Source organism: Paraburkholderia sp. SSBN10T (assembly GCF_056619545.1).
The window spans coordinates 1-16,058 of sequence record NZ_JBWQQI010000006.1 but is presented as its reverse complement, the minus strand read 5'-3'; the positions used below and the strand labels follow the sequence as shown (position 1 = coordinate 16,058).

Genomic DNA, 16,058 nt, shown 5'->3' with positions numbered 1-16,058 from the left:
TTTTTTACGGACGGCGCACGGCGCGCCAGTTACCGCGAACGGCGATGCGCAACCCAGTCGCCACAATGAATCTCGGGCAAGCCCTTCACCGCGTTTTTCGTGACCGGATAGAAACGGCATGCCATCGGGGCGCCGTCCACTTCGACCGTGACCTCGCGCGCCACGAACAGGCCCTCGACCCCGGGATAGATCTCCTCGATTTCATCGAGTACGGCGATCAGACCCGGATCGATTTCATAGACGTCGCCGTGCACCGGCGGCCCCGCCTCGTCGAGCACCAGCCCGGGATAAGCGCCGAAGTCGAACAGACGGCCACGCACGGTGGTCGTGCCGAGCAACGTCGGTTCGGCGATGTCGTGCCGCGCAGCGGCCTCGCTAATATCGTTGATCTCGCCGGCCCGGAGCGTGCCGTACACGAAAACCTTCTGCATCGTGGTGAGTCCTCTCTCTTGGATCAATACGGGTTCCGTGACCCGGCTGTTTCGACGAAACGAACCGGATGTGCATTATGCCCCGCAGCAATCGATACCCGCAGTTTGAAAAAATGCCGGCTTAGGCTACCGATGGTCCGACAGCCTACAATGGGAGCCACCTAACCGTTCGGGATTCCGCCCGGTGTCGCCGCCATGAATGGATCAGACGCTCCCACGCTTTCCACCCAGGTCGAGTTCGCCGATATTCCGCCGGCCTTCGCGCCGACGGCTGTCCATCCGATCATCGTGCGCTCGCGGCCGATGCCGGCCGGCGTGCGCATCGCCCGCCATAACCATGCGTGGGCACAGGTGGCCTACGCATCGCGCGGCGTGCTACGCATCGGCACGCTCGATACCACCTGGATGGTGCCGCCGTCGCGGGCCATCTGGGTGCCGCCGCATGTGACGCACGAAGTGGTGATCGTCGAGGACGCGTTCCTGCGCACGCTGTATATCGACGAAAACGCCGTCCCGCCTGGACTGGATACCTGCCGCGTCGTGGAAGTGTCGAACCTGCTGCGCGAAGTGATTGCAGCACTCGATATGCCGGGTCTGTCAGCCACCCGCGAACAGGTGCTCGGCGCGCTCGCGCTCGATGAGCTGACCCGTTCCGAGCCGCTGCCGCTGTCGGTGCCGATGCCCAACGAAAAGCGCCTGCGGGCGCTCTGCGAAGCGGTGATCGCGGACCCGGCCAGTTCCGATTCGCTCGAACAGTGGGCCGCGAGCGTCGGCGCCAGTACCCGCACGATTGCGCGGCTGTTTCGCCAAGAGCTGGGGGTGAGCTTTTCGCAATGGCGTCAGCAGGCGCTGCTCGCCCGCGCGATTCCGTTGCTGAGCCAGGGGCGGCCGCTCGCGCATGTGGCGCAGGAATTGGGCTATCAAAGCCAGAGCGCCTTTTCGGCGATGTTCCGGCGCGCTTTCGGCAACAGTCCGCGCGCCTTCATCGAACGCGGTTCGGAGCAACGCTAGACGCGGCGGGCCAGGTGGCGGATCGCGCCGAGTTGCGCGAGGCGCGGGCCGGCGAGCTTGTAGCCCATGCGCAGATAGAGCCGCGCCGCGGGATTGTCGACGAACACGCGCAGTTGCAGTTCGCGCAAGCCGCGCTCGCGCGCCCATTGATGCGAGATCTCCAGCAGGTAGGTTCCCGCACCGCGCCGGCGGAAACCGTCGGCGATCTGCACGTCGCGGATATGCAGCGAATCGCCCTCCTCGGTGATGCGCAGCACGCCGGCCGCCTGGCCGTCCATTTCGAGGATGTAGTTCTCCGACTCGCGCCAGCTCCCGAGGAACAGATCGCTACGCCAGACCAGATGGTGCCGGTGATAGTAGCCGCCCATGTTGCCGCGGGTCAGCGCTTCGGCAAATGCGAAGTCGTCCATGCTGGCTTTGCGCAACTGGAACGGCGACGGTGCATCGTTAGGGACGAACATGACACGGCGGGCAAATGAGTGGTCGGCACAACGGTAAAACATGCCGCCTGTGCTGGCAATGGCTGTTTGTCCCGAGACGAATGGGGACAGATGCAATAACGCCAAAACCGCCGCCCCGCGTGACGCAGCAGCGGCGCCACACCGCCCGCTCAGCGCCGGTTCGATCCCGACACCACATCGATCCACACCGCCAGCACCAGGATGCTGCCTTTGACGATCATTTGCCAGTACGCGTCCACGTCGAGCATCGACATGCCGTTGTCGAGACTGGCCATCACCAGCGCGCCGATCAACGCGCCATACACGGTCCCCGAGCCGCCGCGCATCGACGTACCGCCGATAAAGCACGCCGCGATCGCATCCAGTTCGCCCATCGAGCCGGCCGAAGGCGAGCCCGCCGCCAGCCGCGCCGTATTGACGATGCCGCCGAACGCGCACATCAGCCCCATCAGCGCGAAGATCGCCAGCTTCACGCGGTTCGTATTCACGCCGGACAGACGCGTCGCTTCGAGGTTGGAACCCACGGCATAGATGCGGCGGCCGAACACGGTTTGCGTCGCGATCCAGGTGAAGATGCCGAGCAGCGCCAGCAGCAGCAGCACCGGCACCGGAATGCCGCCGTAGCGGTCGAGCGTCGCCACGAAGGCGAACAGGATCACGCCCGCCCCGACGATCTTCGCCACGTCTTGCCAGAGCGGCACCACCTGCAACTGATAGCGCTGGCGGTTACGCCGCTGCCGCACAGTCAAGAGCGCCAGCAGCGCGAACAGCACGACGGCGAGCGTGTCGCCCGCGAGCCTCGGCAAATAGCCCTGGCCGACGAACACAAAGCCGTCGGACACCGGCGCGATCGTCGAGCCGCCGGTCACGCCGAGCAGAATGCCGCGATAGGCCAGCATCCCGCCCAAACCGACGATGAACGACGGCACGCGCCGGTAGGTGGACCACCAGCCGTTGAAGAGGCCCACCAGCACGCCGAGCACCATCACCACCGGCACCGTGACGCCGATCGGCCAGTGCCGGTTGACGTCGAGAATCGCCGCGACGCCGCCGAGCAGCCCGAGCAGCGACCCCACCGACAGATCGATCTCGCCCGCGATGATGACGAACACCATGCCGCACGCGAGCATTCCGGTGATCGACATCTGCCGCAACAGGTTCGACAGATTGCGCGGCGTGATGAACGCCCCGCTGGTCAGAAACGAGAAGAAGATCCAGATCGCCGCAACCGCAAACAGCAGCGCGAGAATCTTGTAGCGCGCGAACAGTTGCTGCACGCGCTGCGCGCCGCCGAACGAAGCGTGCGGCGAGGCGTCTTTCGGGGTTTGGGAAGTGACGTCGGGAGTCATGCTGCGCTCGCTCCGGTTGGATTCGTGGCTCGCTGCGCCGGACGGATCGCGGCGGTGAGGATGTCCTCTTGCGTGAGGCCGTCGTTGACGAAGTCGCCGCGCAACTCGCCCTCGCCGATCACCAGCACGCGATCGCTGATGCCGAGCACCTCGGGCAGTTCCGACGACACCATCACGATCGACATGCCGCGCTGCGCGAGCTGCACGATCAGTTTGTAGATTTCGTATTTGGCGCCGACATCGACGCCGCGAGTCGGCTCATCGAGAATCAGCACCTTCGGGTCGGTCAGCAGCATGCGCGTCAGCACGGCCTTCTGCTGGTTGCCGCCGGAGAGGCTGGCGATCGATAGCATCGGATGCGCCGCGCGCACCGAGAGCCGCTTCATCTCCGTGTGAATCGTGTCGAGCTCGGCCGCCGAATCGATACGCGCGCCTCTCGCGAAGCGCTGCAAGACCGACAACGTGATGTTGTGCCCCACGCTCAGGTGCGGCACGATGCCGTGGCGTTTGCGATCCTCCGGCACCATGGCGATGCCGGCGCGAATCGCATCGGCGGGTGCGTGGATCTTCAGCGGCTTGCCTTCGAGCAGCACGCTCGCCTCGCTCACGCCGGCATACGCGCCGAAGATCGCCTGCATCAGTTCCGTGCGCCCCGCTCCCACCAGTCCCGCCACGCCGAGTATCTCGCCGCGTCTTAAGCTGAACGACACGTCGTCGACCCGTTTGCGGCGCGCATTGGTGACGTCGAAACAGGTCACGTGACGCGCTTCGAAGATCACCTCGCCGAGCGGCCGCGGCTCGCGCGGAAACAGATTGGTGATCTCGCGGCCCACCATCATGGCGATGATGCGATCGGTGCTCAGCGTGCGCATGGGTTCAGTCGCGACATGCCGGCCGTCGCGGATCACGGTGATCGTGTCGCACACGGCTTCGACCTCGTCGAGCTTGTGCGAGATATACACGCAGGCCACGCCGCGCCGCTTCAGATCGCGCACGATGTCGAGCAGAATGCGTGTCTCCGCGCCGGTGAGCGACGACGACGGCTCGTCGAGAATCAGCAGTTTCGCCCGCTTGTTGAGCGCCTTGGCGATCTCGATCAACTGCTGGTGGCCGCCGCCGTAATTCATCACCGGCTGCGCCACATTGATGCCCTCGATATGCAGCTCGCGCAGCAGTTCGTCGGCGCGCTGGAACATCGCCGCGTAGTTCATGCGCCCGCCGGGCAGCGTGATCTCGTTGCCGAGAAAGATGTTCTCCGCCACCGACAGCTCCGGCACCAGCATCAACTCCTGGTGGATGATCACGATCCCGGCGCGTTCGGTATCGCGCACGTTGGCCGCCTTCAGCGGCTGCCCTTCCCAGAGGATCTCGCCGTCCCACGTGCCGTACGGATAGACCCCGGAGAGCACCTTCATCAGCGTCGATTTGCCCGCGCCGTTTTCGCCGCACAGGCCGACGCACTCGCCGGGCGCGACCACGAGATCGATACCGTCGAGCGCCTTCACGCCGGAAAACGCCTTGACGATGTTGCGCATCGCCAGTAAAGGTTGCGTCATGCCCATTTGCCTCGCTGCAAGGAGCGCGGCAACGCCGCTGCGCGCAATGCGCAGCAGGCGCCGCCGCGCGTCGGTTCCACTTATTGGCTCGCGAGCTGCGCCTGGGTATAGAAGCCGTCCTTCACGACCACGTCCACGTTGCTTTTCGTCAGGAGCGTCGGTTGCAGCAGGATGGTGTCCACCTTCTTTTTGCCGTTGTCGTATTGCGCGTTATAGGCCGGCTTGTCGCCCTTCGCGAGCTGCACGGCAAGCTTGGCCGCTTCGCCGGCAATCAGCTTGAGCGGCTTGTAGACGGTCATCGTCTGCGTGCCGGCTATCAACCGCTTGACGGCCGCAAGGTCCGCGTCCTGGCCCGATACCGGCACCTTGCCGGCCATATGCTGCGCGGCGAGCGCCTGGATCGCGCCGCCTGCCGTGCCGTCGTTCGACGCCACCACCGCATCGATCTTGTTGTTGTTCGCGGTCAGGGCGTCTTCCATGATGCGCAGGGCCGTCGAGGCGCTCCACTCCGGCACCCATTGCTGGCCGACCACCTTGATATCGCCGCGGTCGATGGCCGGCTTGAGCACTTTCAACTGCCCTTCGCGCAGCATCTTGGCGTTGTTGTCGGTGGGCGCGCCGCCGAGCAGGAAGTAGTTGCCCTTCGGCTGCGCGTCGAACACGCCCTGGGCTTGCAGTTCACCGACCTTTTCGTTATCGAACGAGATATAGGCGTCGATATCGGCATCGAGAATCAGCCGGTCGTACGACACCACCTTGATGCCCGCTTTCTTCGCTTCGGCTACGACGTTGCCGAGCGTTTTCGAATTGAACGGCACGATCACGATCACATCGACGCCGCGCGAAATCAGGTTTTCGATCTGCGAGATCTGCCGCTCTTCACTGGCGTCAGCCGATTGCACCGACACCTTGGCGCCGAGTTTTTCCGCGGCGGCCACAAAATAGTCGCGGTCGCGCGACCAGCGTTCGACGCGCAGGTCGTCGATACAGAAACCGATTTCCGGATGGTCCTTGCTCGCGTGCGCGAGCGGCGCGACGAGCGACAAACTGGCGAGCACCGCCCCACACACGAGCGAACCCAGAACCGAACGACGCGTTGCGAATTTCATGTCTCACTCCTCTCTCTTATAGCCGGCAATGCCGGATTGGCGGCCTGCGCAACAAAGTGCGCGGCCGGGTACATAACTACAAAGGATAACGAAGTACTACCGCCTGCTGCGCGTCCAATGCGGCCGCGCATTTTCCTGCTTTTCTATTCGACGCGTAGCTTCGTCGTAGCGCCGGGCGTTTGACGTCCGGCGCTACGCGTGCCCGGCAAACACCGGTTCGAGCGCCCGATACAGCGCATGAAAGGTCGGGCGCCGTTCATTGCAGTACCAGGCATGACGAACCATGTCCGGTTCGCGCACGGCGAGAATCTCGGGTGTCGGGCAGATGTCATCGAGCGCCGCGCCGGGCTCGAGCGCCAGATGAGCGAGCCGCGCCGCGCCCAGCGCCGGGCCGACTTCGCCGCCGGCGCGCAAGGTCAGCGGGCGTCCGGCCAGATCGGCCAGCATCTGGGTCCAGTAAGCGCTGCGCGAGCCGCCGCCGATCACGGAGATGTCGTCCGGCACGAGCCCTGCCGCGTGCAGCGCGTCCATACCGTCGAGCAAGGCGAAACCAACACCTTCGAGCGTTGCGTTCGCAAGGTCCGCGCGGTTGGTCTGCGGCGCGAGGCCGTAAAACACCCCCTTCGCATTGACGTTGTTGTGCGGCGTGCGCTCGCCCGACAGATACGGCAGAAACCAGGGCCGGCGATCGCGCGCTTCGCGTTCGGCATCGGCGAGCAGCGCGGCGACGTCGGCGTAGCCGGTCAATTGCGCCGTGAAATCGAGGCAGCCCGCCGCGTTGAGCATCACCGACATCAGATGCCACGTCTGCGGCAGCGCATGGCAGAAGCTGTGCACGGCCGAAGCAGGATTGGCAAGAAAACCGTCGGACACCGCGAAATACACGCCGGAGGTGCCGAGCGACAACATCGCCTGCTTCGGCCTGACGATGCCCACGCCCACTGCCCCCGCCGCGTTGTCGCCGCCGCCCGCGATCACCGGAATCTCGCGCAGCCCCCACTCGCGTGCGAGTTCCGCCTTGAGCAGGCCGGTCACCTGGTTACCCTCGAAGACCTTGGGCATCTGTTCCCGCGACAGGCCGCAGGCGCCGAGCAACGCCGCGCTGTAGTCGCGCTGCGCCACGTCGAGCCAGAGCGTGCCCGCGGCGTCCGACGCATCGGTGGCGAAAGCGCCGGACAAGCGATAGCGCAGATAGTCCTTCGGCAACAGCACATGAGCGATGCGCGCAAAGATCTCCGGTTCGTGCTTGCGGACCCACAGCAGTTTGGGCGCCGTAAACCCCGGCATCGCCAGATTGCCCGCCACGCTGCGCAGTTGCGGGACGGTCGCCTCGAGCTCGCGGCACTCGGCATCCGAGCGCCCGTCGTTCCATAGAATCGCCGGGCGCAATACCTCGCCCTGCGCGTCGAGCAAGGTCGCGCCGTGCATCTGGCCAGTGAGACCGAGCGCTTCGATCTGCTGTGCGCCGATACCGGCGGCGCGCGCTTGCGCGAGCAGATCGGTGAGCGCCGTCGTGCTCGCCTGCCACCAGTCCTGCGGCGCCTGTTCGGACCAGCGTGGCTGCGGCCGGCTCACCGAGAGCGGGTGTGATGCCGTCGCGCGCACCTGTCCGTCGCGGTCGAGCAGCACGACCTTGACGCCCGATGTGCCGAGGTCGATACCGATGAACATGTCGCAATCCTCGCTTAACGCAGACCGTAGACCGCCTGGTTCACGACGTTTTCCAGCCGCTCCTGCTGGCCGCTCGCGTGCTGAGGATTCAGGCCGCGCCCGAGCGCGTCGGCGGCGAGCGTTTCCAGCGAATAGCCGCCGGCAAGGATCTTGCGGCCGAACTCGGTGTCCCAGCCGGCGTAACGCTGGCGCTTGAACTGTTCGAGGCGGTCGTTTTCGATCAGCGTCGCGGCACGCTCGACGGCGAGCGCCAGGTTGTCGATCGCGCCGATATGCCCATAGAACAGGTCCTCAGCATCGATGCTCTGACGCCGTACCTTGGCATCGAAGTTCATGCCGCCGGTCGTGAAGCCGCCATGCCTGAGGATTTCGTAGAAGGCGAGCGTCAGTTCCTCGACACTGTTCGGAAACTGGTCCGTATCCCAGCCGTTTTGCGGGTCGCCGCGATTCGCGTCGACGCTGCCGAAGATGCCGAGCGCAAACGCCGCGGCAATCTCATGATGAAACGAGTGTCCCGCGAGCGTCGCATGATTGGCTTCGATATTGACGCGGATCTCGTTCTGCAGACCGTACTGCGTGAGGAAGCCGTGCACGGCGGCAACGTCGTAATCGTATTGATGCTTGGTCGGCTCCTGCGGCTTCGGCTCGATCAGCAGCGTGCCCTTGAAGCCGATCTTGTGCGCATGTTCGACCACCATGCCGAGAAAGCGCGCAAACTGGTCGCGCTCGCGCTTGAGGTCGGTATTGAGCAGCGTTTCGTAGCCTTCGCGGCCGCCCCACAGCACGTAGTTCTCGCCGCCCAGCCGTTGGGTGGCGTCAAGCGCATGGCGCACCTGACTGGCGGCGAATGCAAATACCTCCGGGTTCGGATTGGTCGCCGCACCAGCCGCATAACGCGGGTGCGAAAACAGGTTGGCCGTGCCCCATAGCAGCTTGACGCCGGTATCCTGCTGCTTGCGCGCCAGATAGTCGGCGATGCGCGCGAAGTTCTCGCTGTACTCCTTCAGGCTGCTGCCTTCCGGCGCGACATCGGTATCGTGGAACGTGTAGTAAGGGGTGCCGAGCTTCGAGAAAAACTCGAACGCGGCATCGGCTTTCTGGCGGGCGCGCTCCAGCGGGTCGCCCGGTTGCTGCCAGGGGCGCACGAAGGTGCCCTGCCCGAAGATGTCGGCGCCCGGCCACACGAAGGTATGCCAGTAGCACACGGCGATGCGCAGATGCTCCTCGAGCGTCTTGCCGAGCACGCGCTTCGTGCGGTCGTAATGGTGAAAAGCCAGTGGGTTGTCCGATTGCGGGCCTTCATAACGGACGGCGGGAATGTGTTCGAAGTAGGACATCAGCGTCTCCAGTTTTATGTTGCAGCGCAACCCGCGCAGTGCATGCTGCGCCGTGCAGCATGGCTGCTGCATGCACTGCGCGGGTTCGACAAGCTGACGCCATGCTGCCGCGCGCGGCAGCGGCCCGCAATTGCGAAATTGCGCAGCCTAACTAATGTTTCTCACCGCTTGCGCTGCGCACCGTGCACACGCTGCGCAATCCCGGCCTAAAATAACCGGACGCTTAAAAAACCGGCGCAGGACGGGCAAGGCCCGCCGCGCTCAACTGGAGACAATGGCCCGCCGGCTCGCAAGGCCCGCGCGCCGGCACCCGCGATGACCCGACCCCAGACGCCGCAAACGCCGCATCGGATCGCGCTGCTGTTCAACGCGAACAAGGTGTATGACCGCGAGATCATTACCGGTATCGGCAATTACCTGCTCTCGACCCGGGTCGCGTGGGACCTGTTTCTCGAGGACGATTTCCGCTGCCGGCTGGCCGGCATCGAGCGCTTCGACGGCGACGGCATCATCGCGGACTTCGACGACCCCGCAGTCTGCGAAGCGCTGCGCGGTTGCCCTCTGCCGGTCGTGGCGGTCGGCTCGTCGTACGAGGATGAAATGCACTATCCGCCCGATCTGCCGTACATCGCAACCGATAACGCCAAGCTCGTCTCGCTCGCCTACACCCATCTGATCGGCTCGGGCTTGCCGCACTTCGCGCTCTACAGCCTGCCGCAAGCGCCGGAGAACCGTTGGGCGCAGCAGCGCGAACTGGCCTTCGCCAGTCTGCGCGCCGCCGAAGGGCGCAGCGCCGAAGAGATCGACGTCGAGATCCACCGTGGCCTGTCCACCAGCGCGCCAGTGTGGAATCAGGCCATCGAACAATTGACGGACTGGCTGGAAAAGCTGCCCAAGCCGGTCGGCATCATCGCGGTGACCGACGCGCGCGCCCGCCATCTGCTGCAGGCCTGCCTGATCGCCGGCATTGCGGTGCCCGAGCAGGTTGCCATCATCGGCATTGACAACGATCCGTTGACCCGGACCCTCACCCGTATTCCGTTGTCATCCGTGATCCAGGGGACCGAGGAAATGGGCCGCACCGCCGCCCACCTGCTGCATCAGATGCTGCATGGCGCGCGTTTTCCGGGCCGGCGCATCCGCGTGCCGCCGGTCGGCATCAACGTGCTCGAATCCACCCGGCACCAGCCGCTCGCGAGCCCGTATGTGATGCGCGCGCGACACTTCATCCGCCAGTACGGCTGCCAGGGCATTCGCACCGAGCAGGTGGCCGATTACGTCGGCGTGTCGCGCTCTTCGCTGGAAGAATATTTTCGGCGCGAGTTGCAATGTACCGTGCATCAGGAGATCCTGCGGCATAAGCTCGATGCGGCGAAGGCGCTGCTCGCGAAACGCGACGCCTCGAGCGCGGAGGTTGCGATCCGTTGCGGCTTCACTTCGCTGCAGTACATGTATGCGGTGTTTCGCCGTGAGCTCGGCTGCACGCCGCGCGAATATCAGGAACGCACGAAGGCAACCGCCGGGCCCGGCTAGGTCCGGCGTAATCCGCGCCAGCCCTTTTTGGAATTTTTTTCTCCCTTGCAGATATGATCAGTCAAGCATGCTTCTCGACCGCCCCCTGGGGCACCGTGCCGGGCGGCGACCCGGTCCGGCTCTTCACGCTGCGCAATGTGCATGGCATGAAGATCAGCGTCAGCGAGCTGGGCGCCACGCTGGTGTCGTGGCATGCGCCGGATCGCACCGGCAAGCTTGCCGACATCCTGCTCGGTCACGATACGCCAGCCGGCTACCTTGACTCGACGACCTACATGGGCGGCCTGATCGGCCGTTGGGCCAACCGCATCGCCGCAGCGCGCTTCACGCTCGACGGCATCGACTACACGCTCGATCGCAACGAGGGCGACAACCTGCTGCACGGCGGCGCGAGCGGCTTCAACCGCCTGCACTGGCAAGCGAGCGAAGACAACAGCGCGCTCGTGATGCGGCTCGAATCGCCGGAAGGCGATGCCGGCTTTCCTGGCAATCTGTCCGTGCAGGTGCGCTACACGCTCGACGATGACGGCACGCTGACGATCGCCTACGAGGCGATCGCCGATGCGCCGACACCGCTCAACCTGACGAGCCATCCCTATTTCAATCTGAGCGGCAACCCGGCTTCCGATGTCCGCGGGCACGTGGTGTCGATCGATGCGGACGCGTTCTTCGAAGTCGATGCAGCAATGATTCCGTGCCGGCGCACGGAGGTGGCAGGCAATGCCTTCGATTTTCGCCAGAGTGCCCCGTTGGGCGCACGGCTCGACTGGCCGAATACGCAACTCGCGCTCGCGGGCGGCTTCGATCATTGCTACGTGTTGCACGATGCAGGCGGCATAACTCACGCACCACGGCCGGTGCGCGAAGTGGCCCGCGTCTACGAGCCGGGCAGCGGACGCGAACTGACTGTGCTCACCGATCAATGGGGTCTGCAGTTCTATACCGGCAATCACCTCGAAGGCGAGCCGGGCCGCGGCGGCGTCGCCTATTCGAAGTATGCGGGGCTGTGTCTCGAGGCCGGCGGCTTTCCCAACCAGATCAATATGGCCGAAGCCGATCAGGATCAGGTCGTGTTGCGTCCCGGTGCGCAATACCGGCAGGTCACGCAGTATCGCGTCGGAGTGCGTACGGGTATCTGAGCGCGACCGGCACAAAATGCGGCGGCCCGGCCTCGCCATGCATCACGCATCGAAAGGCACATTCTCCCTGACGGTAGGTGATTTCAGGCGCAAATCGGCGTGATAAAGTCCGGCGGTGCCGCTCAAAAGGCGGCTGCTATAAAAGGCCCTTTCCATCCGGCCCATCCCGCCGCCCAAGCTGAAGGAGAAACAAAATTAACAAGACTCTAAAAGCCGTTGCCGCCGCAACGCTTTCTTTAGCCTCGATCTACGCAGGCGCTGCCGGCCTCGGCAGCGCTAACAACGCCGCCCTGCAATCCGCCAATACGGTCAACGTGACCGGCGCATCGAACGCCAACAACGGCGGCGCCAACCGGGACCGCGAAACAGTGTCGATTGCGGTAGTGGACAGCAACGGCCCCGTCGCCGATGCGAAATGCAGCCTGACCAACGCCAAAGGCGACTGGTCCGTGACCGCTCCCGATAGCGTCGACGTGCGCCGTTCGGACTCCGACCTGCAGATCAAATGCGAGAAGCCCGGCTACGATCCGGTCTCGGCGACGATCAAAGCCTCGAAGACCCAGATTCCGCGTCCGCAATTCCGCTTCGCCGCGGGCGGCACCGGTGACGACGATGAGGATGCGATGATCACGGTGCCGCAATACGCATCGTCGATCACCGTGACGCTCGTCAGCAGCAAGCAGGCCAGCAGCAACTAGCCCTTCATCGAGCGAGCATGGCCTAAAGCGGATTACGCGCGACCAGAGCGCGGACCAGCGCCCAGTCGGCGTGCTCGCAAAAGTCGATCATGACGGTTCCGGCCGGGCCGTCGTGCTGGCCCAGGCGCTCAGTAAAGCGGTCGTTCATGCCGCGCGTCTGCTGATCTCCGCAGGCCACCACATGCGGATTGGCAGCCATACCTGTGCCGCTGCAAAAATTCACCACCCAGCGCACATCGCTCGCGTCCGGTGTCCGCGCCAGCAGCGCCTCGATGACCCGCCACTTGTACTCCATCGACGCCCGCACCGGCACGCGAAACTCATCCTGAATCGCGAACGCCGCGCCGTCGATGTCGAGATCGAAAGTCGCATTGTCGGGCCATGCCGAGAGATCGATGCCAAGCGGTGCAGCGCTTTCGAAGCGCCTGAGCAACACGATCGAACCGCGCACGTCCGCGAGGCGGGCCGTCGTATCGCCCAGATGCCAGCGAACCTCCGGGTAGCGCCGCACATACGCCTCGAACGTCTGCGCGAAGCTGCGCGTGCAGGCCCGCGTGCCGCACTCGTCCTTGACCGACATGACGATGCATTCGCCCGGGTGCTGTGCGAGAAAACCGGCACAGTCCGCGATCACGTCGTCGAACATCAGGCCGAGCGCAATGCGCGCGTGATTGATGTGAAAGACATCGTCTTCATGACGGCAGCGGATATCGAGCACGCGTACGCCATGCGCCAGTTGCTGGGTCAACGTCGCCCCTTGCGTGCGGGCGAGCGAATCGTCCACCGTGTACGCACAGGTGTCGTGGCTGCCCGGCAGCGTCAGTTGATTGAGCATGCGCTGATCCGGCAGCGCCGACATCCAGCGCGCCAGCGCGTGCTCGTCTTGCAGCAGATGAGCGCTCATGGTCGTACGCTCCGGTGGAGGTGAGCGCGCTCACGGGGTTGGACAGGCGTGTTCAATCTTGCTCTCCTTGCAATCCGAAAGCTTAATCATCGCTGAAATCGTTTACGGACCAATAAACTCCGCCGTGGCTGCCCTTTGCGCCCATGGCGGCGAGTAAGTTGCGGTAAGCTTGTTGCCATCACGTACTTACATCATGACATGACGCAAAAGCAGAGACTGTGGGTCACGGCGTCGGAGGTCGCGCGCCGCGCCGGCGTGTCGCGTTCGGCCGTTTCGCGTGCCTTCACTCCCGGTGCCAGCATTGCACCCGAAACACGCGAACGCGTGATGAAAGCAGCCAACGCGATGGGCTATCAGGTGAACATGATTGCGCGCGAAATGATTCAGCAGCGCAGCAGTCTGGTCGGAGTCGTGACGGCGGGCTTCGAGAATCCGTTTCGCGCCAGGCTGCTCGCGCATATCTCGCTCGCCCTGACCCAGCACAACCTGTCGCCGCTCGTCATGAACGCGGAAGATCCGGCGCAAACCAAGCACTCGCTGGAGATGCTGCTGAGCTACCGGATCGCCGGTGTCATCATGACCTCCGCGTCGCCACCGCTCGATCTGGCGCGCCAGTATCTGAAACTCAAGGTGCCCGTCACGATGATCAACCGCGGCGCCGAGCTCGACGAAGCGGACGTGGTGGTGAGCGACAACGCGAGCGGCGGCGCGATGGCCGCCCGCATGCTGCTCGACACGGGCGCGACGCGCCTTGCCTTCATCGGTCCGAGCAAGACCAGCTATAGCGGCAAGTCGCGCCGCGCAGCGTTCCTGCGCGCGGTAAAAGCGGCGGTGGGCGCGCGCGGCGAGCCGGTTGCCACGGTCATCACGCCCGCTGACGATTACGCAAGCGGCGTGAACGCCGCGCTGGAGTTGCTCGCTCTGCCGCCGCACCAGCGGCCCGACGGCGTATTCTGCTCGTCGGACCTGCTGGCGCTCGGTTTTATCGATATCGCCCGGCAGCGCTTCAATCTGCGCGTGCCGCAGGATATCGCCGTGGTGGGGTTCGACGATATCCCGGCAGCGAGCTATGAGAACTATGAATTGTCGACGATTCGGCAGGATACCGAAGGACTGGCCAACGTCGCCGTCGAGATGCTGATGGAGCGGATGGATTCGTTTCGCGGCGCGTCAAGGGTGCGCGCAGTGCCCGTCTCGAGCGTCGTGCGGCGCACCTGCGAGTAAGACAGCCGCTCAGACCACCCGGCGCCCGCTGCGGGCGTCGAAGAAATGCATCTGCGCAGGCGGCAGCAACACCTGCAGCATCGCGCCGGGGTCCGGCCGCTGATGCGGGAGCGACCCGTGGAGCTGGCTGACATCGAAGACAAGCTCCTGTAGAAAGTAAAAAAACGGCGGTCGCACGGATGCGCAGCCGCCCAACGGAGAAGCCCAGATGAAAAAGTTAGCGTGACTGATCAGTTCTGCTGTTGCTCGAAACGACGCAGCAGTTCATTGCCACGTGCGACGCTCGAGTCGAGCCCTTGCTGCGGGGTCTTGGTGCCGGCCCACACCTGCTCTAGCTCCTCGTCGACCACAGTGCGGATCTGCGGCATGTTGCCCAGACGCAGGCCCTGCGTGTACGGCAGCGGCGGCTTGTTCAGCATCTGCTTGATGGCGGTCTCGGTGCCGGGGTTTTTGGCGTAATAGCCTTGCTCGCGTGCAAGGTCGTAAGCAGCCTGAGTGACCGGCAGATAGCCGGTGTCTTCATGCCACTTGGCGGCGACCGCCGGGCTCGAGAGATACGCAAGGAATTTCGCCACGCCCTTGTATACTTCGGGGTTCTTGCCGGCCAGCACCCACAGGCTCGCGCCGCCGATGATCGCGTTTTGCGGCGCGCCCTTCACCGACGGATCGTACGGCATCATGCCCGTGCCGAACTCGAACTTGGCCGACTTGCGAATCGTCGCGAGCGCACCCGACGAGTTGGTGACAATGCCGCAATCGCCGCTATAGAACTTCGAGTTCGCTTCGTCCTTGCGGCCCGCGTAGGTAAGCGTGCCCTGCTTCGCCATGTTGGCGAGAAAGGCGATGTGATTGACCTGTAGCGGTTTGTTGAATTCGAGCGAGGCGTCCAGGCCGTCGAAGCCGTTATTCTTCGTGGCAAACGCCGCGCCATGCCACGCGCTGTAGTTTTCGAGCTGAATCCAGCTCTGCCAGCCGGTCGAGAAACCGCAGGCCATGCCGCTCGCCTTCAGCTTCGCCGCGTCGGCGGCGACTTCGTCCCACGTCTGCGGTGCGCGGTTCGGGTCGAGCCCGGCTTTGCGGAACGCATCCTTGTTGTAGTACAGGATCGGCGTCGAGCTGTTGAACGGCATCGAGATCAGGCGGCCGGTTTTCGCTTCGCCGTAGTAGCTGGCAATCGCCGGCACGAACGCATGCGTATCGAGCGGCACGCCCGCGTCCCGGAACACTTTCCACACAGGCACGACGGCCTTCTTCGCGCCGATCATCGTCGCAGTGCCGACTTCGTAGACCTGCAGGATCGCCGGCGCATCGCCGCTGCGCCAGGCCGCGATACCCGCCGCCAGCGTCTGGTCGTAGTTGCCCTTGAAGACCGGCACGATCTTGTACTCGCTTTGCGATGCATTGAAATCGTCGGCGATGGCGTTCACGCGCTCGCCGAGCGAGGCTTCCATCGCATGCCAGAACTGAATTTCGGTGGCGGCCTGCGCGGCCTGGCCGGCAAACAGCGCGACGCCCACGGCGGCCGCTGCTTGCCGAAGCCATTTTGCTTTCAACATAGGTCTGTCCCAATCCTGTTATGCGTCCGCCGCGCGCTCTGCTATTGCTCCCGCGCGGCGAGCGGACTGTCTGCGGCCG

General features: G+C 64.4%; 14 protein-coding genes. 5 read left to right on the top strand and 9 right to left on the bottom strand.

Annotation, left to right across the window (positions count from 1 at the left end; translation table 11 throughout):
- Positions 1–29: 29 nt before the first annotated feature.
- On the bottom strand, positions 30–431 hold the full coding sequence (locus AC1ECK_RS11050) for a gamma-glutamylcyclotransferase family protein (RefSeq protein WP_480318859.1): 402 nt from the start codon (positions 429–431) through the stop codon (positions 30–32).
- 195 nt (positions 432–626) lie between these two features.
- On the opposite strand from AC1ECK_RS11050, the gene AC1ECK_RS11045 reads away from it, so the two are divergent.
- Positions 627–1,442, top strand: coding sequence for an AraC family transcriptional regulator (locus tag AC1ECK_RS11045; protein ID WP_480318857.1), 816 nt, complete (start codon positions 627–629; stop codon positions 1,440–1,442).
- Here AC1ECK_RS11045 and AC1ECK_RS11040 read toward each other — a convergent pair.
- From AC1ECK_RS11040 to xylA, 6 genes are all read right to left on the bottom strand, one after another.
- Positions 1,439–1,903, bottom strand: a complete 465-nt coding sequence (locus AC1ECK_RS11040) for a GNAT family N-acetyltransferase (protein WP_480318855.1) — start codon at positions 1,901–1,903, stop codon at positions 1,439–1,441. The genes AC1ECK_RS11045 and AC1ECK_RS11040 overlap by 4 nt on opposite strands.
- 149 nt (positions 1,904–2,052) lie before the next feature.
- A complete protein-coding gene (locus tag AC1ECK_RS11035) occupies positions 2,053–3,252 on the bottom strand; it encodes a sugar ABC transporter permease (protein WP_480318853.1) in 1,200 nt (399 codons plus the stop codon).
- Positions 3,249–4,808: a D-xylose ABC transporter ATP-binding protein gene (xylG, locus tag AC1ECK_RS11030; RefSeq protein ID WP_480318851.1), complete on the bottom strand. Its 1,560-nt coding sequence runs from the start codon at positions 4,806–4,808 to the stop codon at positions 3,249–3,251. Before xylG ends, AC1ECK_RS11035 begins: the two co-directional genes overlap by 4 nt.
- 80 nt (positions 4,809–4,888) lie before the next feature.
- On the bottom strand, positions 4,889–5,917 hold the full coding sequence (xylF, locus tag AC1ECK_RS11025) for a D-xylose ABC transporter substrate-binding protein (protein ID WP_480318849.1): 1,029 nt from the start codon (positions 5,915–5,917) through the stop codon (positions 4,889–4,891).
- A gap of 192 nt (positions 5,918–6,109) precedes the next feature.
- Positions 6,110–7,588 (bottom strand): xylulokinase, encoded by a 1,479-nt coding sequence (gene xylB, locus AC1ECK_RS11020; RefSeq protein ID WP_480318847.1) that lies wholly within the window; start codon positions 7,586–7,588, stop codon positions 6,110–6,112.
- Positions 7,589–7,602: 14 nt separating this feature from the next.
- Positions 7,603–8,925 (bottom strand): xylose isomerase, encoded by a 1,323-nt coding sequence (gene xylA, locus AC1ECK_RS11015; protein WP_480318845.1) that lies wholly within the window; start codon positions 8,923–8,925, stop codon positions 7,603–7,605.
- Between the two features lie 315 nt (positions 8,926–9,240).
- Between xylA and AC1ECK_RS11010 the strand changes: the two genes are divergently transcribed.
- From AC1ECK_RS11010 to AC1ECK_RS11000, 3 genes are all read left to right on the top strand, one after another.
- On the top strand, positions 9,241–10,458 hold the full coding sequence (locus tag AC1ECK_RS11010; RefSeq protein ID WP_480318843.1) for a XylR family transcriptional regulator: 1,218 nt from the start codon (positions 9,241–9,243) through the stop codon (positions 10,456–10,458).
- A gap of 53 nt (positions 10,459–10,511) precedes the next feature.
- Entirely contained in the window at positions 10,512–11,597 is a 1,086-nt protein-coding gene (locus tag AC1ECK_RS11005) for an aldose epimerase family protein (protein WP_480318841.1), read from the top strand.
- A 314-nt stretch (positions 11,598–11,911) separates the two neighbouring features.
- Positions 11,912–12,295: a hypothetical protein gene (locus AC1ECK_RS11000; RefSeq protein WP_480318839.1), complete on the top strand. Its 384-nt coding sequence runs from the start codon at positions 11,912–11,914 to the stop codon at positions 12,293–12,295.
- Positions 12,296–12,317: 22 nt separating this feature from the next.
- Here the strand turns inward: AC1ECK_RS11000 and AC1ECK_RS10995 are convergent, their stop codons facing one another.
- Complete coding sequence (locus AC1ECK_RS10995) at positions 12,318–13,199, bottom strand: phosphatidylinositol-specific phospholipase C (RefSeq protein WP_480318837.1); 882 nt, start codon at positions 13,197–13,199, stop codon at positions 12,318–12,320.
- Between the two features lie 198 nt (positions 13,200–13,397).
- Here AC1ECK_RS10995 and AC1ECK_RS10990 point away from each other — a divergent pair, with 198 nt between their 5' ends.
- The gene (locus tag AC1ECK_RS10990) at positions 13,398–14,423 is read left to right on the top strand and encodes a LacI family DNA-binding transcriptional regulator (RefSeq protein WP_480318835.1); all 1,026 of its coding nucleotides are present in this window, start codon (positions 13,398–13,400) and stop codon (positions 14,421–14,423) included.
- Positions 14,424–14,653: 230 nt separating this feature from the next.
- Here the strand turns inward: AC1ECK_RS10990 and ugpB are convergent, their stop codons facing one another.
- Positions 14,654–15,979, bottom strand: a complete 1,326-nt coding sequence (gene ugpB / locus AC1ECK_RS10985) for a sn-glycerol-3-phosphate ABC transporter substrate-binding protein UgpB (protein WP_480318833.1) — start codon at positions 15,977–15,979, stop codon at positions 14,654–14,656.
- Positions 15,980–16,058 lie beyond the last annotated feature (79 nt).

What these genes read in the sequence shown, in the direction of transcription:
- AC1ECK_RS11040 (WP_480318855.1), bottom strand. Translation starts at nt 1,903, where the DNA reads ATGTTCGTCCCTAACGATGCACCGTCGCCGTTCCAGTTGCGCAAAGCC.
- xylB (WP_480318847.1), bottom strand. Translation starts at nt 7,588, where the DNA reads ATGTTCATCGGTATCGACCTCGGCACATCGGGCGTCAAGGTCGTGCTG.
- AC1ECK_RS10990 (WP_480318835.1), top strand. Translation starts at nt 13,398, where the DNA reads ATGACGCAAAAGCAGAGACTGTGGGTCACGGCGTCGGAGGTCGCGCGC.
- AC1ECK_RS11005 (WP_480318841.1), top strand. Translation starts at nt 10,512, where the DNA reads ATGATCAGTCAAGCATGCTTCTCGACCGCCCCCTGGGGCACCGTGCCG.
- AC1ECK_RS11050 (WP_480318859.1), bottom strand. Translation starts at nt 431, where the DNA reads ATGCAGAAGGTTTTCGTGTACGGCACGCTCCGGGCCGGCGAGATCAAC.
- xylG (WP_480318851.1), bottom strand. Translation starts at nt 4,808, where the DNA reads ATGACGCAACCTTTACTGGCGATGCGCAACATCGTCAAGGCGTTTTCC.
- AC1ECK_RS11035 (WP_480318853.1), bottom strand. Translation starts at nt 3,252, where the DNA reads ATGACTCCCGACGTCACTTCCCAAACCCCGAAAGACGCCTCGCCGCAC.
- AC1ECK_RS10995 (WP_480318837.1), bottom strand. Translation starts at nt 13,199, where the DNA reads ATGAGCGCTCATCTGCTGCAAGACGAGCACGCGCTGGCGCGCTGGATG.
- xylF (WP_480318849.1), bottom strand. Translation starts at nt 5,917, where the DNA reads ATGAAATTCGCAACGCGTCGTTCGGTTCTGGGTTCGCTCGTGTGTGGG.
- ugpB (WP_480318833.1), bottom strand. Translation starts at nt 15,979, where the DNA reads ATGTTGAAAGCAAAATGGCTTCGGCAAGCAGCGGCCGCCGTGGGCGTC.
- AC1ECK_RS11045 (WP_480318857.1), top strand. Translation starts at nt 627, where the DNA reads ATGAATGGATCAGACGCTCCCACGCTTTCCACCCAGGTCGAGTTCGCC.
- AC1ECK_RS11010 (WP_480318843.1), top strand. Translation starts at nt 9,241, where the DNA reads ATGACCCGACCCCAGACGCCGCAAACGCCGCATCGGATCGCGCTGCTG.
- xylA (WP_480318845.1), bottom strand. Translation starts at nt 8,925, where the DNA reads ATGTCCTACTTCGAACACATTCCCGCCGTCCGTTATGAAGGCCCGCAA.